This is a genomic window from Bacillus kwashiorkori (genome assembly GCF_001375515.1).
GTDB lineage: Bacteria > Bacillota > Bacilli > Bacillales > Caldibacillaceae > Bacillus_BK > Bacillus_BK kwashiorkori.
In genome coordinates, this window is record NZ_CTDX01000016.1 from 565,235 (window position 1) to 583,564 (window position 18,330).

At 34.9% G+C, this 18,330-nt stretch carries 19 protein-coding genes; all 19 read left to right on the forward strand.

The annotated features are described in order from the left end of the window. Positions 1–155 precede the first annotated feature (155 nt). The 19 genes from der to BN1242_RS12070 all read left to right on the forward strand — a co-directional run bounded on the left by der (position 156) and on the right by BN1242_RS12070 (position 18,221). The gene (gene der, locus BN1242_RS11980) at positions 156–1,466 is read left to right on the forward strand and encodes a ribosome biogenesis GTPase Der (RefSeq protein WP_062356305.1); all 1,311 of its coding nucleotides are present in this window, start codon (positions 156–158) and stop codon (positions 1,464–1,466) included. A 13-nt stretch (positions 1,467–1,479) separates the two neighbouring features. After that, positions 1,480–2,523, forward strand: a complete 1,044-nt coding sequence (locus BN1242_RS11985; protein ID WP_062356309.1) for an NAD(P)H-dependent glycerol-3-phosphate dehydrogenase — start codon at positions 1,480–1,482, stop codon at positions 2,521–2,523. A gap of 414 nt (positions 2,524–2,937) precedes the next feature. Continuing rightward, positions 2,938–3,138 (forward strand): DUF2768 domain-containing protein, encoded by a 201-nt coding sequence (locus tag BN1242_RS11990; RefSeq protein ID WP_062356313.1) that lies wholly within the window; start codon positions 2,938–2,940, stop codon positions 3,136–3,138. 166 nt (positions 3,139–3,304) lie between these two features. Continuing rightward, positions 3,305–4,063: a hypothetical protein gene (locus BN1242_RS11995; protein WP_238985137.1), complete on the forward strand. Its 759-nt coding sequence runs from the start codon at positions 3,305–3,307 to the stop codon at positions 4,061–4,063. A 250-nt stretch (positions 4,064–4,313) separates the two neighbouring features. After that, on the forward strand, positions 4,314–5,792 hold the full coding sequence (spoIVA, locus tag BN1242_RS12000; RefSeq protein ID WP_062356317.1) for a stage IV sporulation protein A: 1,479 nt from the start codon (positions 4,314–4,316) through the stop codon (positions 5,790–5,792). Positions 5,793–6,169: 377 nt separating this feature from the next. Next, on the forward strand, positions 6,170–6,442 hold the full coding sequence (locus BN1242_RS12005; protein ID WP_062356321.1) for an HU family DNA-binding protein: 273 nt from the start codon (positions 6,170–6,172) through the stop codon (positions 6,440–6,442). 330 nt (positions 6,443–6,772) lie between these two features. Further along, positions 6,773–7,342, forward strand: a complete 570-nt coding sequence (folE, locus tag BN1242_RS12010; RefSeq protein ID WP_062356325.1) for a GTP cyclohydrolase I FolE — start codon at positions 6,773–6,775, stop codon at positions 7,340–7,342. Between the two features lie 32 nt (positions 7,343–7,374). Continuing rightward, positions 7,375–7,605: a trp RNA-binding attenuation protein MtrB gene (gene mtrB / locus BN1242_RS12015; RefSeq protein ID WP_072136195.1), complete on the forward strand. Its 231-nt coding sequence runs from the start codon at positions 7,375–7,377 to the stop codon at positions 7,603–7,605. A 124-nt stretch (positions 7,606–7,729) separates the two neighbouring features. After that, a complete protein-coding gene (locus BN1242_RS12020; RefSeq protein ID WP_062356330.1) occupies positions 7,730–8,512 on the forward strand; it encodes a heptaprenyl diphosphate synthase component 1 in 783 nt (260 codons plus the stop codon). 16 nt (positions 8,513–8,528) lie between these two features. Then, the gene (locus BN1242_RS12025) at positions 8,529–9,239 is read left to right on the forward strand and encodes a demethylmenaquinone methyltransferase (RefSeq protein WP_062356333.1); all 711 of its coding nucleotides are present in this window, start codon (positions 8,529–8,531) and stop codon (positions 9,237–9,239) included. A 29-nt stretch (positions 9,240–9,268) separates the two neighbouring features. Continuing rightward, complete coding sequence (hepT, locus tag BN1242_RS12030) at positions 9,269–10,231, forward strand: heptaprenyl diphosphate synthase component II (RefSeq protein WP_062356336.1); 963 nt, start codon at positions 9,269–9,271, stop codon at positions 10,229–10,231. 92 nt (positions 10,232–10,323) lie between these two features. Beyond that, complete coding sequence (gene ndk / locus BN1242_RS12035; protein WP_203226060.1) at positions 10,324–10,770, forward strand: nucleoside-diphosphate kinase; 447 nt, start codon at positions 10,324–10,326, stop codon at positions 10,768–10,770. 101 nt (positions 10,771–10,871) lie between these two features. Further along, positions 10,872–11,648, forward strand: coding sequence for a CheR family methyltransferase (locus BN1242_RS12040; RefSeq protein WP_062356341.1), 777 nt, complete (start codon positions 10,872–10,874; stop codon positions 11,646–11,648). 14 nt (positions 11,649–11,662) lie between these two features. Continuing rightward, positions 11,663–12,835 (forward strand): chorismate synthase, encoded by a 1,173-nt coding sequence (aroC, locus tag BN1242_RS12045; protein ID WP_062356346.1) that lies wholly within the window; start codon positions 11,663–11,665, stop codon positions 12,833–12,835. After that, on the forward strand, positions 12,835–13,911 hold the full coding sequence (gene aroB, locus BN1242_RS12050) for a 3-dehydroquinate synthase (protein ID WP_062356351.1): 1,077 nt from the start codon (positions 12,835–12,837) through the stop codon (positions 13,909–13,911). The genes aroC and aroB overlap by 1 nt, the downstream gene beginning before the upstream one ends. A gap of 34 nt (positions 13,912–13,945) precedes the next feature. Next, the gene (gene aroA / locus BN1242_RS12055; protein ID WP_062356355.1) at positions 13,946–15,238 is read left to right on the forward strand and encodes a 3-phosphoshikimate 1-carboxyvinyltransferase; all 1,293 of its coding nucleotides are present in this window, start codon (positions 13,946–13,948) and stop codon (positions 15,236–15,238) included. Positions 15,239–15,387: 149 nt separating this feature from the next. Then, positions 15,388–16,272: a hypothetical protein gene (locus BN1242_RS12060; RefSeq protein WP_062356359.1), complete on the forward strand. Its 885-nt coding sequence runs from the start codon at positions 15,388–15,390 to the stop codon at positions 16,270–16,272. Positions 16,273–16,286: 14 nt separating this feature from the next. Then, positions 16,287–17,579, forward strand: a complete 1,293-nt coding sequence (locus BN1242_RS12065; RefSeq protein WP_238985138.1) for a tetratricopeptide repeat protein — start codon at positions 16,287–16,289, stop codon at positions 17,577–17,579. Positions 17,580–17,678: 99 nt separating this feature from the next. Beyond that, positions 17,679–18,221, forward strand: a complete 543-nt coding sequence (locus BN1242_RS12070; RefSeq protein WP_062356363.1) for a ReoY family proteolytic degradation factor — start codon at positions 17,679–17,681, stop codon at positions 18,219–18,221. Positions 18,222–18,330: the final 109 nt, after the last annotated feature.

The following is an 18,330-nucleotide window of genomic DNA, read 5'->3' on the forward strand; positions in this document are numbered from 1 at the left end:
ATTCCTTCGTGCGGTGTTCTCGAGGAGTTTTTTCGTATGTTTTGCAATTAAGATATATAGCGTAATATGTGCTATATCACAAATATTTACCATTTTACCGTTATAAGGATATTTTTGATTTAAAGTAATTTGTAATTAAATATGAGGTGAATAATATGACAATGCCGATAGTGGCAATTGTTGGTAGACCGAACGTAGGGAAATCAACAATTTTTAATAGAATCGTCGGAGAAAGAATCTCCATTGTCGAAGATGTTCCTGGTGTCACTCGTGACCGAATTTACGGAGTTGGGGAATGGCTTAATCAAAGTTTTAATATTATAGACACAGGCGGAATTGACATTGGCGATGAACCATTTTTAGAACAAATAAGACAGCAAGCGGAAATTGCCATTGATGAAGCAGATGTAATTATTTTTATTACTAGTGGCAGGGATGGTGTGACAGCAACAGATGAGGAAGTTGCGAAGATTTTATTTCGCTCAAAAAAACCAGTTGTACTTGCTGTGAATAAAGTAGACAATCCAGAGATGCGTGAGCAAGTTTATGAATTTTACTCACTTGGTTTTGGAGAACCTTATCCAATTTCAGGAGCCCACGGATTAGGTTTAGGCGATGTTCTTGATGAAGTTATTAAAAATTTTCCGAAAAAAGAAGATATCACTTATGATGATGATACAATTAAATTTAGTTTAATAGGACGACCAAATGTAGGTAAATCATCATTAGTTAACGCAATTTTAGGAGAAGAACGTGTAATTGTTAGTGACATTGCTGGAACAACTCGAGATGCAATAGACTCACCTTATACATACGATGGGAATGAATATGTTATTATCGATACAGCTGGTATGCGTAAACGCGGAAAAGTTTATGAGAAAACGGAAAAATACTCTGTTTTAAGGGCAATGCGTGCAATTGAACGTTCTGATGTTGTCTTAGTCGTTATTAACGCTGAAGAAGGTATTATTGAACAAGATAAAAAAATAGCAGGCTATGCGCACGAAGCAGGACGAGGAGTTATAATTGTTGTCAATAAATGGGATGCTATTGAAAAAGATGAAAAAACAATGAATGAATTTGAAAAGAAAATTCGTAATGAATTTTTATTTTTAGATTACGCCCCTATTTGCTTTGTTTCTGCTAAAACGAAAAAGAGATTACATACTTTATTGCCGTTAATTGACAAAGTTAGCGAAAGTCAAAACATGCGAGTCCAAACAAATGTATTAAATGATGTAATTATGGATGCGGTGGCGATGAACCCAACACCTACTGATAAAGGACGTCGTCTAAAAATATATTACTGCACACAGGCGTCGATTAAACCGCCAACATTCATTCTATTCGTAAATGAGCCAGAACTGCTCCATTTTTCATATGAACGTTTTATCGAGAATCGCATTCGTGACGCTTTCGACTTTATGGGTACACCTATAAAAATAATTCCTCGTGCAAGAAAGTAAAGGAGATGTCGATATGTCTAGAAAACAAGAAGAAATTGCAATTTTAGGTGCAGGCAGTTGGGGAACAGCGTTATCAATAGTTCTTGCAGATAATGGTCATACCGTCCGCTTATGGGGAAATAAACTTGAACATATTAAAGAAATTAATCAAACACGTAGAAATGATTCGTATTTACCAAATATTACTTTGCCAGATAATATTTTTGCTTATCATGATTTGCAAGAAGCAATTAATGGGATTACGACAATTGTGTTGGCTGTTCCAACAAAGGCGATACGAGAAGTTATTCAAAATTTAATCCCTTTCTTAACAGAACCAATGTCAGTGGTACATGTAAGTAAAGGAATTGAGCCGGATACGTTAAAAAGAATCTCGGAAATGATTGAGGAGGAATTTCCTGAACAATTTTTACAAGATATTATCGTTTTATCTGGCCCTAGTCATGCCGAGGAAGTAAGTTTGCGACATCCAACAACCGTCGTAGCTACTTCAACGAATATGAAGGCAGCCGAACGAGTTCAGGACTTATTTATGAATGCAAATTTCCGAGTATATACAAACCCAGATGTAATTGGAGTTGAAATCGGCGGAGCACTGAAGAATATTATTGCTTTAGCAGCTGGAATTTCTGACGGTTTAGGTTATGGGGATAATGCTAAAGCAGCACTAATGACGAGAGGTCTCGCCGAGATTGCAAGATTAGGAACAAAGATGGGCGCGAATCCATTAACCTTTTCAGGATTAACTGGAATTGGTGATTTAATTGTTACTTGTACAAGTACTCATTCCCGAAACTGGAGAGCTGGGAATATGCTAGGAAAAGGAAAGAAACTCGAGGAAATACTTGATTCAATGGGGATGGTTGTAGAAGGAGTAAGAACAACGAAAGCTGCATATCAACTTGCGAAAAAGTTTGATGTGAAAATGCCTATTACAACTGTATTATATGAGGTACTCTTTAGTGAGACAGAACCGAAAAAGGCAGTAGACGAATTAATGACGAGAATGAAAACTCACGAAATGGAAGATCTTGTGGACATTATTGAAAAAATGTAATTTTACTGAAAAGGTAAATTTGCTTTTTTCGTAATTATCCTTAGAAAAGCGGTTTTTACTAGGCAAACGAGGATGCAGACTGTGCTGAAAATGCATACAATGCTACGAAAATGAAAAAATTAGCCATGAGATGGGTATATATCAGACTGATTGAAAGTGCAACGTCCCGCTTTCAATCAGTTTTTTTATTTTATATCGTTTACGATAAATATTGGTTGCAATCCCATTTCCAATTTGTCCTCCAATTTATCGTCATATATTTATTTGTTCCCTGTGGAAGTGGAGAGGGAAACAGTGCTAATAACAACTTCTTTCCCCCGAATCTAAATACAATACTATTTTATCATTTTATGTTAAAATATTTTCCGATAAAGCGTTTCCGATAGACTATCATAGAATAAAGGGGTGGCTGTATTGTCACAAGCATTAATTAGGATGTGGATTTCATTCGCAGCAATGGGATTCATGTTAATCGCTATAATATTAATTTTACTAAGCAGGCATAAATTAAAAGGGGTATTTCGTGTCGTAACAGCAACAATCGCTTACGGTCTTATGATCTATGCAGGGATTATTATTTTCTTTATTGTTTTTTCTGGGCCAAGTGTCGATTAACTTGAGGAAAGGAAGGAACCTCATTAAATTCAAGGATTGTTGTACAATTAATAAAGTATTGATATTCAAAATATAATCATCTTTCATTATAGGATTTCTCCTGATTGTAATTCTTCAATCCTTAGATGAGTACGCTCGTCATGTTTTTGAACTGTAGGAAAAAGCAATGAATCTTACAAAACAGCCTATAAAATTTAAAGGAATGATAGCTTTGCGACGTATTGTTTTTATTATATTAAACATTATTATTGTTGCTACATTAACTGGCTGTCTTTATCCAAATGCCCATGAAAATGTTGAGCAAAAAATTCCAAACGAAGAGATGCTAACATCAGTACAACGCGCAATGGAACAATTTAGGGAAGAAAATAACGGTATTCTCCCTATTAAAACAAAGGAACATGATACGGATATATACATAAAATATTTAATTGATTTTCATAAATTGGTACCTAGCTACTTGAATGCTATACCAGCAAATGCGTTTGAAAAAGGTGGGATATATCAATATGTCATTATTGATCCCGAAACAACCCCTGAAGTAAAAATATTTGATTTAAAGATTGCAGAAGTAATTCGTGATATTCAGTTCCGTTTGACAATGAAACAATATCCGCCATATCAAGACCGTTTGAGTAAGCAGCTATTCTCTCTTAACTTTAAAGAATTGGGTTATAAAGAGGAGCCAGTTATCATTAGTCCATATACAGGCCAAAATTTATCCCTCGTAATCTCAGGAGCTGGCACTATATATGTGGACTATCGAAGTGATCTTTACTTAAAGGCGAAAGAAGTAGGAAAAGAAGAGATTAAGTCTGGGGAGGATCTGCGCTATTTATTGTCGATAGATTCACCATTTGTACCAGCATACTCTTTTCCAATGACCATTGACGAAAATGGCGATCCACAGTTTTTAGATAAATAAATTCATTTCGTTAAAAAACTTAATTTAAAATCAAATTTTTGTCATAACCCTTCTTATACAAAGTATATTGTATGAGAGGGTTTTTTTTTCGTCCTGTTAAACTAGTAAGCAAACTGGTCTTTATAAACTTTTTTAAGCAATTACTAAAATAATAGTCATAAGTTAATAGGACAACATCATAAACATATACTGTCTAATAAAAGCAAACGGATATTATATCCCAGCAATTGACTCTTCGGGAGGGATTTAATTGGAAAAGGTAGATATTTTCAAAGATATTGCTGAACGGACTGGTGGAGATATTTATATCGGAGTAGTTGGAGCAGTTCGCACAGGAAAATCAACTTTTATTAAAAGATTTATGGAATTAGTTGTATTACCAAGTATCGAAAATGAAGCGGAGCGGTCACGGGCGCAAGATGAACTGCCACAAAGTGCAGCTGGAAAAACTATTATGACTACTGAACCAAAATTTGTACCAAATCAAGCAATAAAAGTTCATGTTAGCGAAGGTTTAGATGTTAATGTGCGCCTAGTAGACTGTGTCGGCTATACTGTACCTGGAGCAAAAGGTTATGAAGATGAAAATGGTCCAAGAATGATTAATACTCCATGGTATGAAGAGCCAATTCCATTTCATGAAGCTGCAGAAATAGGAACTAGAAAAGTAATTCAAGAACATTCTACTATCGGTGTTGTTATTACTACTGACGGTTCTATAGGCGAAATACCTCGGAAGGATTATGAAGATGCGGAAGCAAGAGTAGTGGAAGAACTAAAAGAAGTAGGAAAACCATTTATTATGGTGATTAACTCGACAAAGCCTTTCCATCATGAAACAGAACTACTAAGAGAAGAACTTCAAGAAAAATATGATATTCCTGTATTAGCGATGAGTGTCGAAAGTATGCGGGAAGCGGACGTGCTAAATGTATTACGTGAAGCATTATATGAATTCCCAGTGTTAGAAGTAAATGTGAATCTCCCTAGCTGGGTTATGGTATTAAAGAACGACCATTGGCTGCGGCAAAGTTATCAAGAAGCAGTAAAAGAGACAGTGAAAGATATTAAACGTTTAAGAGATGTTGATCGTGTCGTTCAATCGTTTACAGAATATGAATTTATCGAAGGTGCTGGTCTAGCTGGCATGGAAATGGGTCAAGGGATTGCAGAAATTGATTTGCATGCACCTGATGAATTGTATGACCAAGTGTTAAAAGAAATTGTTGGGGTAGAAATACGTGGAAAAGACCATTTACTACAGCTCATGCAAGATTTCGCCCATGCAAAAAGAGAATATGATCAAATTGCTGACGCATTAACGATGGTTAAGCAAACAGGTTATGGTATTGCAGCACCATCTATACATGATATGAGCCTGGATGAGCCAGAAATTATTCGCCAAGGGTCAAGATTCGGTGTCCGATTGAAAGCTGTTGCACCGTCTATTCATATGATTAAAGTGGATGTGGAGTCCGAATTTGCTCCAATTATTGGTACTGAAAAACAAAGTGAAGAACTAGTGCGCTATCTCATGCAAGACTTTGAAGATGATCCATTATCCATATGGAATTCCGATATATTTGGAAGAAACTTGAACTCGATTGTAAGAGAAGGGATTCAAGCGAAATTAGCACTAATGCCAGAAAATGCAAGATACAAATTAAAAGAAACGTTGGAAAGAATTATTAATGAAGGCTCTGGTGGATTAATCGCTATCATATTATAAAATGGACTTTCATATGTTCTAAAACTGTAATTGGAATTTTCCAATTGCAGTTTTTTTTATGGTTATATAATATTAGAAATTTTTATGTTTAAAAAGTATGAAAGTTGGCAAAAACGTTGATGTAGTAGGATTTTTCGCTACTTATTTAAAAAAATTCAAAATAAGGGCTAGATTTTAGTATAATTCACGAAAAAGTTAGCGAAAGTTGTAGATTTATCTTGCTATGATTTTTTTATTGTGATAATCTTTAAAACAGAAATGTTTTAGTTGAACTTTCCATTATTGGAAATAAGATTAGGACAATTAATGCACTCTTTGAATATTAGAGGCATAAATATTTTTGCACTACCCTTTTCATTTGGGAGGAGGTGAATGGCATGAACAAAACAGAATTAGTAAATGCTGTTGCTGAAGCTGCAGAACTTTCTAAAAAGGATGCAACAAAAGCAGTAGACGCTGTTTTTGATTCAATTTTAAATGCTTTAAAAAATGGTGACAAAGTACAACTAATTGGTTTTGGTAACTTTGAAGTTCGTGAACGTGCTGCAAGAAAAGGACGTAACCCACAAACAGGTGAAGAAATTGAAATTGCTGCAAGCAAAGTTCCTGCATTCAAACCAGGTAAAGCATTGAAAGATGCAGTGAAATAATTACATATTCACTTGAATAATGAAAGGAGCTGATATAATTTCAGCTCCTTTCTTATTTAATTCAAAATAAACCCCACCATCTGTTTATGAAAGGGTAGTCACAAGGAAGCGATACATTGCTAAGTCGTCATCGACTCGTGCATGGTAGGGATTTTTATATCTCGCTTGCGGGCTGCTTTCTTTTTGCTACATTAATTTTCGTATGCTAATATGATAGGTGATATCTTTTCTTTAGGCTGTGTGAAACTTTTACAGAGCCCTTATTTAAATATTATTTTATTTTAACTATGCTTGGACAGTTTTTTGTCGGAAATTACGGGGGGAAATGACATGAATGAAATAAATTTAGCACAGATTGAACAAGCGGTTCGTTTAATCATAGAAGGAATTGGTGATGATCCAAATCGAGAAGGTTTAATCGATACCCCAAAAAGAGTGGCGAAAATGTATGCAGAAATGTTTGCGGGATTAACGAAAGATCCTGCAAAACATTTTGACACCATATTCACAGAAGAAGGTCATGAAGAGCTAGTTCTCGTTAAAGATATTCCTTTTTATTCCATGTGTGAACACCATCTCGTTCCGTTCTTCGGCCATGCTCACGTTGCTTACTTGCCAAAAGAAGGAAAAGTAACAGGATTAAGTAAATTAGCAAGAGCAGTAGAAGATATTGCAAAGCGACCACAATTACAAGAGCGTATTACAAAAACAATAGCAAATATCATGATGGAGAAACTAAATCCATATGGTGTCATGGTAGTTATTGAAGCAGAACATATGTGTATGACGATGCGCGGTGTAAAAAAACCTGGGTCTAAAACAGTTACCACTGCTGTGAGAGGGGTTTTTCAAGAAAATGAATTCTATCGAAAAGAAGTGCTAAGCTTAATTGGTAAATAATTACTACAGTCAACTCTAAGGAGGATCAGCCATTGGAAAAAAAAGTTATTACTAATGATTATGTCATTATAAAAGCGATGGATGATGGTGTAAATGTCATCGGATTGACCCGTGGTACAGATACTAGATTTCATCACTCTGAAAAATTAGATAAAGGTGAAGTTATGTTAGCTCAGTTCACCGAACATACTTCTGCTATTAAAGTCCGGGGCAAAGCAGAAATCATTTCCCCGTTCGGTACCGTTATGAGTGATGGAAAATAGTAATAAACTATATAATATATGATGTTTAAGATAATTTTTAATCTGCAAAAATATAACCGTTTTATGATATAATTTATTTAACGTAAATTTGGTTGCAATTACTTTCTTCATTCCTAAGGGGAGAATGGTAGTAGAGGATGATTCCATGAATAGTATTAATACTTTAATAACGAACATAAAACAGCAAATTAAAGCAAAAAATCATCCGTATATTCAAGAAAATTTGGATGATTATCCTATTGACGATCAAAAAATATTACTACTAGTTTTAATGCTGCAATCAAAACAACTATCTAATGATCATATTGAAAAATATGTTGTAACGGTGTTTTTAATCATTGCCGCATTAGATATTCATGATTTAGTATCCAATGATAATCACATTCCCGATTTTAAAGAGCGCCAATTAACCGTTCTTGCTGGGGATTATTATAGCGGTTTATATTATAAAACGTTAGCAGATATCCCGAATATTGAGATGATTCGTTATTTGGCAGAAGGGATTCGAATTGTGAATGAACATAAATTATTCATCTATAAAGGTGAACAAAAAACTACAGAAGAATTTATGAACAGTATGAAGTTAATTGAAACAGCAATCTTTCAAAAAGTTGCTGAATTCTTTCATGAACCAGTTTGGGGTGAGTTTACCGAAAATTGGTTATTTCTTCAATTGCTACAAAATGAACAAGAAAAAATAAAAACGTACTTAGAAAAAAATGTATTCAACACGAGAAATGTGGATAGTGGATATGGTTTTGATTCAATATCAGAAAAAATTATGAATGAGTATATGGAGAAAATTCATGTGAGAATTAATACATTGCAAAACCAAATGCCTCAAATGAATAATTTTAATAAAAAATTAACAAGTTCACTTAACTTTGACGAGTCAATCGTAATTTAACTAGGGGTGAGGCATCGTGACGGAAACAAAAGAACAGAGAGTACATCATGTATTTGAAAATATATCAACAAAATACGATAAAATGAACTCTATTATCAGCTTTCGTCAACATATTCGCTGGCGTAAAGATACGATGAAACGAATGAAAGTTGAAAAAGGAAAAAGTGCTTTAGATGTTTGTTGTGGAACTGCTGACTGGACAATTGCCCTTAGTCAAGCGGTTGGTCCTGACGGAAAAGTAGTTGGATTAGACTTTAGTGAAAATATGTTAAAAGTAGGCAAAGAAAAAGTTACAAATAATAATCTATCTAACATAGAGCTCATTCACGGTAACGCTATGGAATTGCCGTTTTCAGATAACTCTTTTGACTATGCTACGATTGGTTTCGGTCTTCGCAATGTACCAGACCACAAGCAAGTACTAGCCGAAATGAGACGAGTCGTTAAGCCTGGTGGACTAGTAGTCTCATTGGAAACTTCACAACCAACATTAATCGGTTTTAAGCAAGCTTATTATTTTTATTTTCGTTTTATTATGCCGCTATTTGGGAAAATATTTGCTAAGAAATTTCAGGAGTACTCATGGTTACAAGAATCAGCTCGAGCATTTCCTAATGCAGATCAATTAGCAGAAGATTTTTATGCGGCGGGATTAACTAATGTTCAGTATAAACAATACTTTGGCGGAGTATCTGCCGTTCATATCGGTAAGAAGCCAAAAGAGTAATGAAGGTTGTGGATGATAGGTGGACTAATATGAATTTTAAAACGGTTTATGCTCTTTTAAAAAACGATTTAAAAAACATTGAAAAAGAACTGGAAGTTACATTAAATGCAAAATCACCACTGTTAAAACAAGCATCGTTGCATTATTTACAAGCAGGAGGTAAAAGAATTAGACCCATTCTCGTTATTTTAGCTAGTAAATTTGGAACTGCTGATGTTGAGAAAGTGAAAAATGTAGCTGTTTCTTTAGAAATGATCCACATGGCCTCTTTAATTCATGATGATGTTATTGATAATGCAGAATTAAGACGTGGGAGGCTAACTGTAAAGGCGAAATGGGATAATCGAGTTGCAATGTATGTTGGTGATTATATATTAGCGCGTTCGTTAGAATTAATTACAAAAGTACAAGAAGAGAAAGCACACCAAATATTATCGAAAACAATGGTAGAATTAAGTATTGGGGAAATAGAGCAAATTCGAGATAAATATAATTTTGACCAATCTATCTTTACCTATTTTCGAAGGATAAAACGGAAGACAGCATTATTAATTTCCGCTAGCTGTGAATTAGGAGCCATTTGTGCGAATGCTACTGAAGATGTACAAGTGAAGTTGCGTAAATTTGGCTACTATGCAGGTATGGCTTTTCAAATAACGGATGATATATTAGATTTCACTGCTACCGAAAAACAATTAGGAAAGCCAGCTGGCAGTGATTTATTACAAGGTAATATTACTTTGCCTGTATTTTTTGCTTTAAAAGATGAGCTATTAGCTGCAGAAATTAGACAAGTTCACGAAAATATGGACTTAAATAAATTAAAACGGTTAATTAAAGCTATAAAAGCAACGGATGCTATCGAAAAATCTATTGTTGTTAGTAATCAATATTTACAGAAAGCGTTAGAAATACTGAAAGGGTTACCAGACAATGAAGCGAAAGACTTATTAACGACGGTCATCAACTTTATTGGAAAGAGAAATTTTTAATAGAATGAATATTATTGATTGCGAAAATAAGTAACTAGTGATAAGATGATTTTGGAAATCGCATACATAATTATTCAAGGATAGGAGAATACATGATGGAGAGAACGTTTTTAATGGTTAAACCAGATGGGGTGCAAAGGAATTTAATTGGTGAAATCGTTGCCCGTTTTGAAAAAAAAGGGTTTCAATTAGTGGGTGCGAAATTAATGCAAGTAACCGATAAAATTGCGGAAGAACATTACGGAGAACATAAGGAAAAGCCGTTTTTCCAAGAGTTAATCGACTTCATTACTTCTGGACCTGTTTTCGCAATGGTTTGGGAAGGTGAAAATGCTGTTCAAGTGGCTAGACAAATGATGGGATCGACTAATCCGAAAGATGCTGCACCAGGAACTATCCGTGGGAATTATGGATTAACGGTCGGGAAAAATGTCATTCATGGTTCTGATAGTTTGGAATCTGCTAAGAGAGAAATTTCGCTTTTCTTTAATGAAGCAGAACTGATTACTTATTCAAAACAAATAAATGATTGGTTATAAATCTTTTACTTCGGATAAACTGCCCTGCATTAGCAGGGCTTTTCCATTATTTCATAGGAACTTACAATATTTTTTGAATATATAAAAGTGGTGAGAAAAACATGTCCCAAGATTATCAAGATTTTATTATGAAAGTGAAAAAGAAAACAGGTATTGATCTCGCTCTATATAAAGAAGCACAAATGAAAAGACGATTGACTTCATTATATGAAAAACATGGTTTTTCAACCTTTGTTGAATTTTTCCAAGCAATGACTACAGATAATTCCCTCTATTATGCATTTTTAGATCGTATGACAATCAATGTATCTGAATTTTATCGCAATAAAAGTCGGTGGGATATTTTACAAGCAAAAGTATTTCCTTATTTACTGGAAAATTCAAAACGATTAAAAATTTGGAGTGCTGCGTGTTCTACGGGAGAAGAACCATATTCTTTAGCCATGGTATTAAATCAATTAGTTCCTCTCAATGAAATTTCTATATTAGCTACTGATATTGATGAAAATGCAATAGCAAGAGCTAAAATTGGAATTTATCAAGAAAGGGCACTTAACGAAGTTCCGGAACAAATAAAAGAGAAGTATTTTATTCAAGAACAAAACCATTATAAAGTAGATGAAAAACTGAAAAAAGTAGTTACTTTTAAAAAGCAAAATTTATTAGCGGAACGGTTTGATCAACATTTTGATTTAATTGTTTGTCGAAATGTGTTAATTTATTTTACAGAAGAGGCAAAGATGATGTTGTATAAAAAGTTCAGTGAGGCCTTGAAGATAGGAGGAATTTTGTTTGTAGGTAGTACTGAACAAATCTTTGATGCTGAACAATATGGTTTTGAATCATTCGATACGTTTTTTTATAAAAAATATAAGTAGTAAGGTGAGTATATATGCGTTATTTAACAGCAGGAGAATCCCACGGACCACAACTAACTGTAATAATTGAAGGACTACCAGCTGGATTGCCATTAACTGCCGAGGATATTAATGAGTCTCTAGCACAACGGCAAAAAGGTTATGGTCGTGGGCGGAGAATGCAAATTGAAAAAGACCAGGTACAAATAACAAGTGGAGTAAGGCATGGTTTGACACTTGGATCACCGGTATCAATGACAATAGAAAATAAAGATTGGCAACATTGGACTAAAATTATGGGAATGGAGCCTTTGACAGATTTAACAAATGAAGGACGGAGGAAAATTACGAAACCCCGACCAGGTCATGCAGATTTAAATGGTGGCATTAAATATGGACATCGTGACTTACGGAATGTACTAGAACGTTCTTCCGCTCGTGAAACAGCTGCACGAGTTGCTGTTGGGGCTGTCGCTAAAAAATTATTAGCCCAACTAGGTATTGAACTAGCATCACATGTAGTTGAAATTGGTGGAATTAAAGCTGAAAATACTGCTGCGTCACTTTTACCCCAAGAGATTAATGAAAAAGTAAATCTCTCGGCAGTCCGTTGTTTAGATGAAGAAGCAAGCGAATTAATGATGCAAAAAATTGACGAAGCAAAGAAAAATGGAAACTCTATCGGTGGAATTGTGGAAGTAATTACGACTGGAATGCCCCCAGGAATCGGTAGCTATGTGCATTATGATCGTAAGTTAGATGCAAAAATTGCAGCTGCGGTAGTAAGTATTAATGCGTTTAAAGGGGTGGAGTTCGGAATTGGTTTTGCGGCTGGTCGTAAATGGGGTAGCGAAGTCCAGGACGAAATCGCGTGGGATGAAGAACGTGGATATTTCCGATTATCGAATAATTTAGGTGGTTTTGAAGGCGGCATGACAACTGGAATGCCAATTATCGTTAGAGGTGTAATGAAACCAATTCCGACCTTGTATAAGCCGTTAATGAGTGTTGATATAGATTCAAAAGAACCGTTTCAAGCGAGTATTGAACGGTCGGATAGTTGTGCGGTACCAAGTGCTTCGATTGTATGTGAACATGTCGTTGCTTGGGAACTTGCCAAGGCAATAATTGAGCAGTTTCACTCAGACCAAATGGGACAATTGGAAGAGCAAATTTCAAAATACCGCCAATATGCGAGGGAGTTTTAATGCAAGAAATAATACATATTCAAACAGATACAGCAAAATATCCGGTTTTAGTCGGAGAAGATGTTTTATTAGAATTAAGGAACCATTTACAGCAGAAGAAACATACAAAATATTGTATTGTAATGGATCATACCGTTTATCAGTTGCATTGGCACACTTTGGAAGCAGCATTACCAAATGATCTTTCTTACTGTTATACAACTGTACCAAGTGGAGATTTATGCAAAACGATGACAATATATGAACAAGTTCTTACATTTGCATTAAAGGAGCAACTTGATAGGAAATCTGCTTTTATTGCTTTTGGCGGAGGAGCGGTAGGGGATTTAACCGGCTTTGTTGCCGCTACTTTTATGCGCGGAGTCCCGTTTATTCAAGTACCTACAACAATACTAGCCCACGATAGTTCCGTTGGTGGTAAAACAGCGATTAATCATCCGTTAGGAAAAAACTTGATCGGTGCTTTTCATCATCCAGAAGCAGTCTTTTATGATGTACGTTTCATTAAAACATTGCCTGACCATGAATGCCGTTCTGGTTTTGCCGAAATTATTAAAGAAAGCATTATCGGCAGTGAACCATTTCTAATTGATTTAATGAACCATATTCAATCCATCCAAGATATTAGGACGGCTAAAATAATGAAACCGTTAATGCGGGGCATTGCTGTAAAGAAAAAAATGGTGGAAGAAGATGAAAAAGAAACGGGTATCCGCGCCTTTTTAAATTTTGGCCATACATTGGCACACGCAATGGAGGCAGAACTTGGCTATGGAAAGATTACCCATGGCGAAGCGGTCTTAATTGGGATGATTTTTGCATTGAAATTAAGTGAAAGAAAATACAATCTCTCATTCCCTTTGAATGCCTTTGTTAAGTGGTTAGAACGATTAGGTTATCAAACGAATCTTCCAGAACAATGTAACTTAGAACGACTAATTTATAGAATGAAACACGATAAAAAATCTATAGACAACACAATCTATTTTGTTTTATTGCCATCTTTAGGGCAGCCGATAGTTTCAGCAATAGAAGAAGCGGTTATATTAGAAATGCTAACAAATTGGGATAAATGACTATTGAAATATTTATTAAAGAGGGAAGGAACAAATGACTATAATGAAGCTACATTTTACGGGTCATCCCGTAAAGACGATAATAGAAGTTCCTGGGGATAAATCTATTTCACATCGCGCGATTATGTTTGCCGCCATTGCACACGGAAAAACAACCATTACTAACTTGTTAGTAGGAGAGGATGTACTACAAACTATTCGCTGTTTTCGTCAATTAGGTGTCGACATTCAACAATCAGATGAAAAAGTAACTGTTATCGGTAATGGTTTTCATGGTTTAAAAGAACCGAGAGATGTCCTTTATACAGGTAACTCAGGAACGACAACAAGATTGCTTTTTGGTTTATTAGCAAGTTTGCCTTACACTTTTACGTTCACAGGTGATGCATCGTTAAATAATCGGCCGATGAAACGAATTACTATTCCTCTTACAATGATGGGGGCAACTTTTATCGGTCGCAATAATGATCAATATTTACCGATGACAATTCGCGGTGCAAATTTACAAGCTATCAACTACCATATGCCAGTAGCAAGTGCTCAAGTTAAATCTGCCTTAATTTTTGCCGCACTACAGGCAAATGGAATAACGACCATCTATGAAAAGGCTCCTTCACGCAATCATACAGAAATTATGTTGCAATATTTTGGTGGACAACTTAGAAGACAAGGTAATGAAATTATCGTAGAGGGGCAACAATCTTTACTAGGGAAAGATATTCACGTTCCAGGTGATTTTTCTTCTGCTGCCTTTTTTATCGTAATGGCCGCCATTAGTGATGGAAGGGAAGTAACTATAAAAAATGTTGGTTTAAATCCGACGAGAACTGGTCTCGTTGAAGTGCTGCAACAAATGAACGGAAAAATTACGATTACCGAGCCTTCCATCAAGAATGGTGAACGTGTTGGAACAATCATTGTCAAGGCTTCCGAATTACAGGGCACAGTAATCGAAGGTGAAATCATCCCAAGATTAATTGATGAAATCCCTATTATTGCCTTATTAGCAACTCAATGTTCAGGAACAACGATTATAAAAGACGCTAGTGAATTGAAGGTTAAAGAATCCAATCGAATTGATACAGTAGTAACAGAGCTACGAAAATTAGGTGCAGATATAGAAGCTACGGATGATGGTTTGATTATTCGTGGGAAAAGGCCATTAACTGGTGGAATAGTCAATAGTCATGGAGATCATCGTATTGGAATGATGCTGGCAATTGCTGCTACTATTTGCAAGGAAGAAGTAATACTTGAAAACCCAGAATGTATTTCTATCTCTTACCCAAGCTTTTTCCAAGATTTAAATAAATGCTTTTTGAAATAAGGGCTGTCCTAAGCGTCAGCCCTCTTCGTTCCGCTTAAAAAATCGATAATTATCCTTTCTACTATTAAATTATTGAATACTTCTTCCTTACTTATCATATTTTTTTCGTTTTCATCATAGCTTGTCATAAGACCAGTGGAGGTGGTTTTATGACATATATTATTGAGAATGCAAATTTAATTAAACAAAATAGACTTATTAAAGCATCTCTATTAGTTGACAATGAAAAAATTTTATCCGTTCAGCCAGAGTTTGCGAAATATCGCTACATGAAAATGAATGCAGATAAATTTTACATGTCAGCTACCGATGTATTTTATCAAAATGGTCTACCTAAAATGGAACCGATGTTTAAAGAGAAAAACTATTTCATTCAACAGTTCCTGCTAAGAGGTTGTACGACTATACTTGTTTCTGCCAATGTCACTTATTTACATGAGCTCGATGAAAAAATCGAAGAAGTTCGTGAATTTTATCAAAAAGGTCCATTAGATTTTACAATAGGAGTTAAAATTCCAATTCAAATATTTACTGTACCATTTATTCAAAAATGCAAACGAGAAAAAATCCCAGCTATTTTTATTGAGTTCAATGATGTACGGGACCTTTATAAAATTCCATGGGGTTGGATTCGCGAAGCATTATTTCCTTATAATTGTCCGCTTATTCCAGTAGTTCATGGAGAAGAATCTGTCAAGAAAAAATTACTACAAACTTGGGTAACGATACTGCAAAGAGAAAAAATTCCTCATATTGAGCACCCACTACAAGAAATGTCCAAGCTATCTCTTTCAGTTTTAAAAAAAATAGGGATATATCCGTTAAAAGGATATTTACAAGCTGGTGGCGAATTAAGTTATAACCTGTATATTCAAAAAGGGGATATAAAGGAAAAATCACAACAATCGATTGATAATCTCCAATTAGTCATAACGGTACATAAAGGGGAAGTAATTCGTGTAGACAAAAAGATATATTATAATCAAAAAAAAGGAAGCGAACTTATTATTAAACGACCGTCATTTTTTCAATAACACGAGGGTGAAAATTGAATTTAGTAGTAAAAGGAGCAAAATATATGGACAATATATCAGCATGTATCGAAGCATTATCTGCAGGAAATTTAGAAAAAGCATATCAATTAATGGACATAATACAAAAAACGGGAAGCGATGAGGAAAAAGAAGCTTTTGCTTATGAATTGTTTGATTTAGGATTCTTACAAGAGGCTGAAAAACTTGTCAAAGATTTGTTAGAAAATTTTCCGGATGAAGGAGAGTTGTTGATTTTATTAGCAGAAATTTATGTGAATGATGATAAAATTAACGATGCTTTACTAGTATTGGATAAAATAACAATGGCAGACCTAGTCTATCCGCAAGCATTGGTTTTGCAAGCAGAATTATATGAACGGGAAGCATTATTTGAAGTTAGTGAGAAAAAATTACTTGAAGCAGAAAAACTTTTGCCTACCGAACCCGTTATTCAGTTTGCTTTAGCAGAACTATACTTCTCCATTGGAAAACTGCATGAAGCTGTATATAAATATGAACAAGTGCTAAAAACTGAGGATGAGATAGCAGGTATAAATATTCATGAACGATTAGCAAACGTTTATAGTGCAGCAGGTGAATTTGAAAAGGCATTACCTTACTATGAACAAGCCGAAGTAGCAAAACTAACAGTGGATGTTTTATTTGGCCATGGCTTAACCGCATTTCAAGCAGGCTATCACGAAGCGGCCGTTGAGAAATTTATTGAAGTGACACAATTAGATCCAGACTTTGAAAGTGTTTATTTATATTTGGCAAAAGCATATGAACATCAGGATTTAATCGAAGAAGGATTTGAGTCAGTGAAAGCAGGACTATCCGTCAATCCTTTTCAAAAGGAGTTGTATTTTCTCGGCGGAAAGCTTGCAACGAAATTAGGAAAAGTAAACGAAGCAAAGGAAATGTTAAACAAGGCTCTAAATCTAGATCCATCATATGTGGAAGCAATAATGACATTAAACCAAATTTCCTTCACAGAGAATGATTATGCTGAAGTAATGGAGCGCACAATTCCTGCTTTAGAAGAAGGAGAGGAAGACCCATATTTACTTTGGGATCTTGCTATCGCTTGTGAAAAAGAAGAACGATATTTAGAGTCATTAAATTATTACCGTCAAGCATATAATTTTTTTAAGACGAATGAAGAATTCTTGCAGAATTATGGATTTTTCCTATTAGAAGAAGGAAATATAGGGGAAAGCATCGAAGTATTTAAACAACTGCAAAAAATGAACCCTGCTAATTTAGAATATGCAGATGTATTAGAACGGTTAAGTGAATCATTATAACAATGATAAATAAGGTAATCACTTAGAGTCCACATATTTTTCAGCAGCTAATTTGATTCACCTTCTTTCTAACAAGAACAAAATGAGGAGGGAAAAATGATGGCCACTCCTGTATCGGTGAATGAGAAAAAAGAATTTATTCGCTGGTTTCTGAACAACTATCAATTAAAACGTCGGGAATGTGTATGGATCCTTAATTATTTGATGAGCCATGATCAGCTGATGGAAAAAGTTCATTTTGTAGAACAGGCGAAATTTTGCCCACGTGGGCTAGTTATGTCCACGCAATGTGTCGATGATGCACCATTTCGTTTCTATAAAAATAAAGTGATGACGACAGACGCAGAAAAGTCGTTTCATGATATTCGTTTGAATCGGAATGAAGATATATATATACAATTGAATTTCCACGCGGGTAATAAATCATTTCGCTATTTATCGGTATTAGAGGAAAATCCATACATGCCTGAACTTTATCAAATTAGTGAGAAAGATAAACAGTTGGCAAAAGAATTTCTTGATTATAGTTTAATTCATTTTCAAGTACAACGTTTAAAGGAACAGATTGATCAAGCGTTAGATGATAAGAATCATGCATTATTTATCCAATTAACCAATGAACTAAACTCGATATTGAAATGAATAGTTTCGCATTTAAAAAAAAGGCCTCCGTATCTATCGTTAATAGTTCAATCTATTGACGGCAGCGGAGGCCAAATTTTTTGGAGGCGTAATAGAAAATGAATGTTCG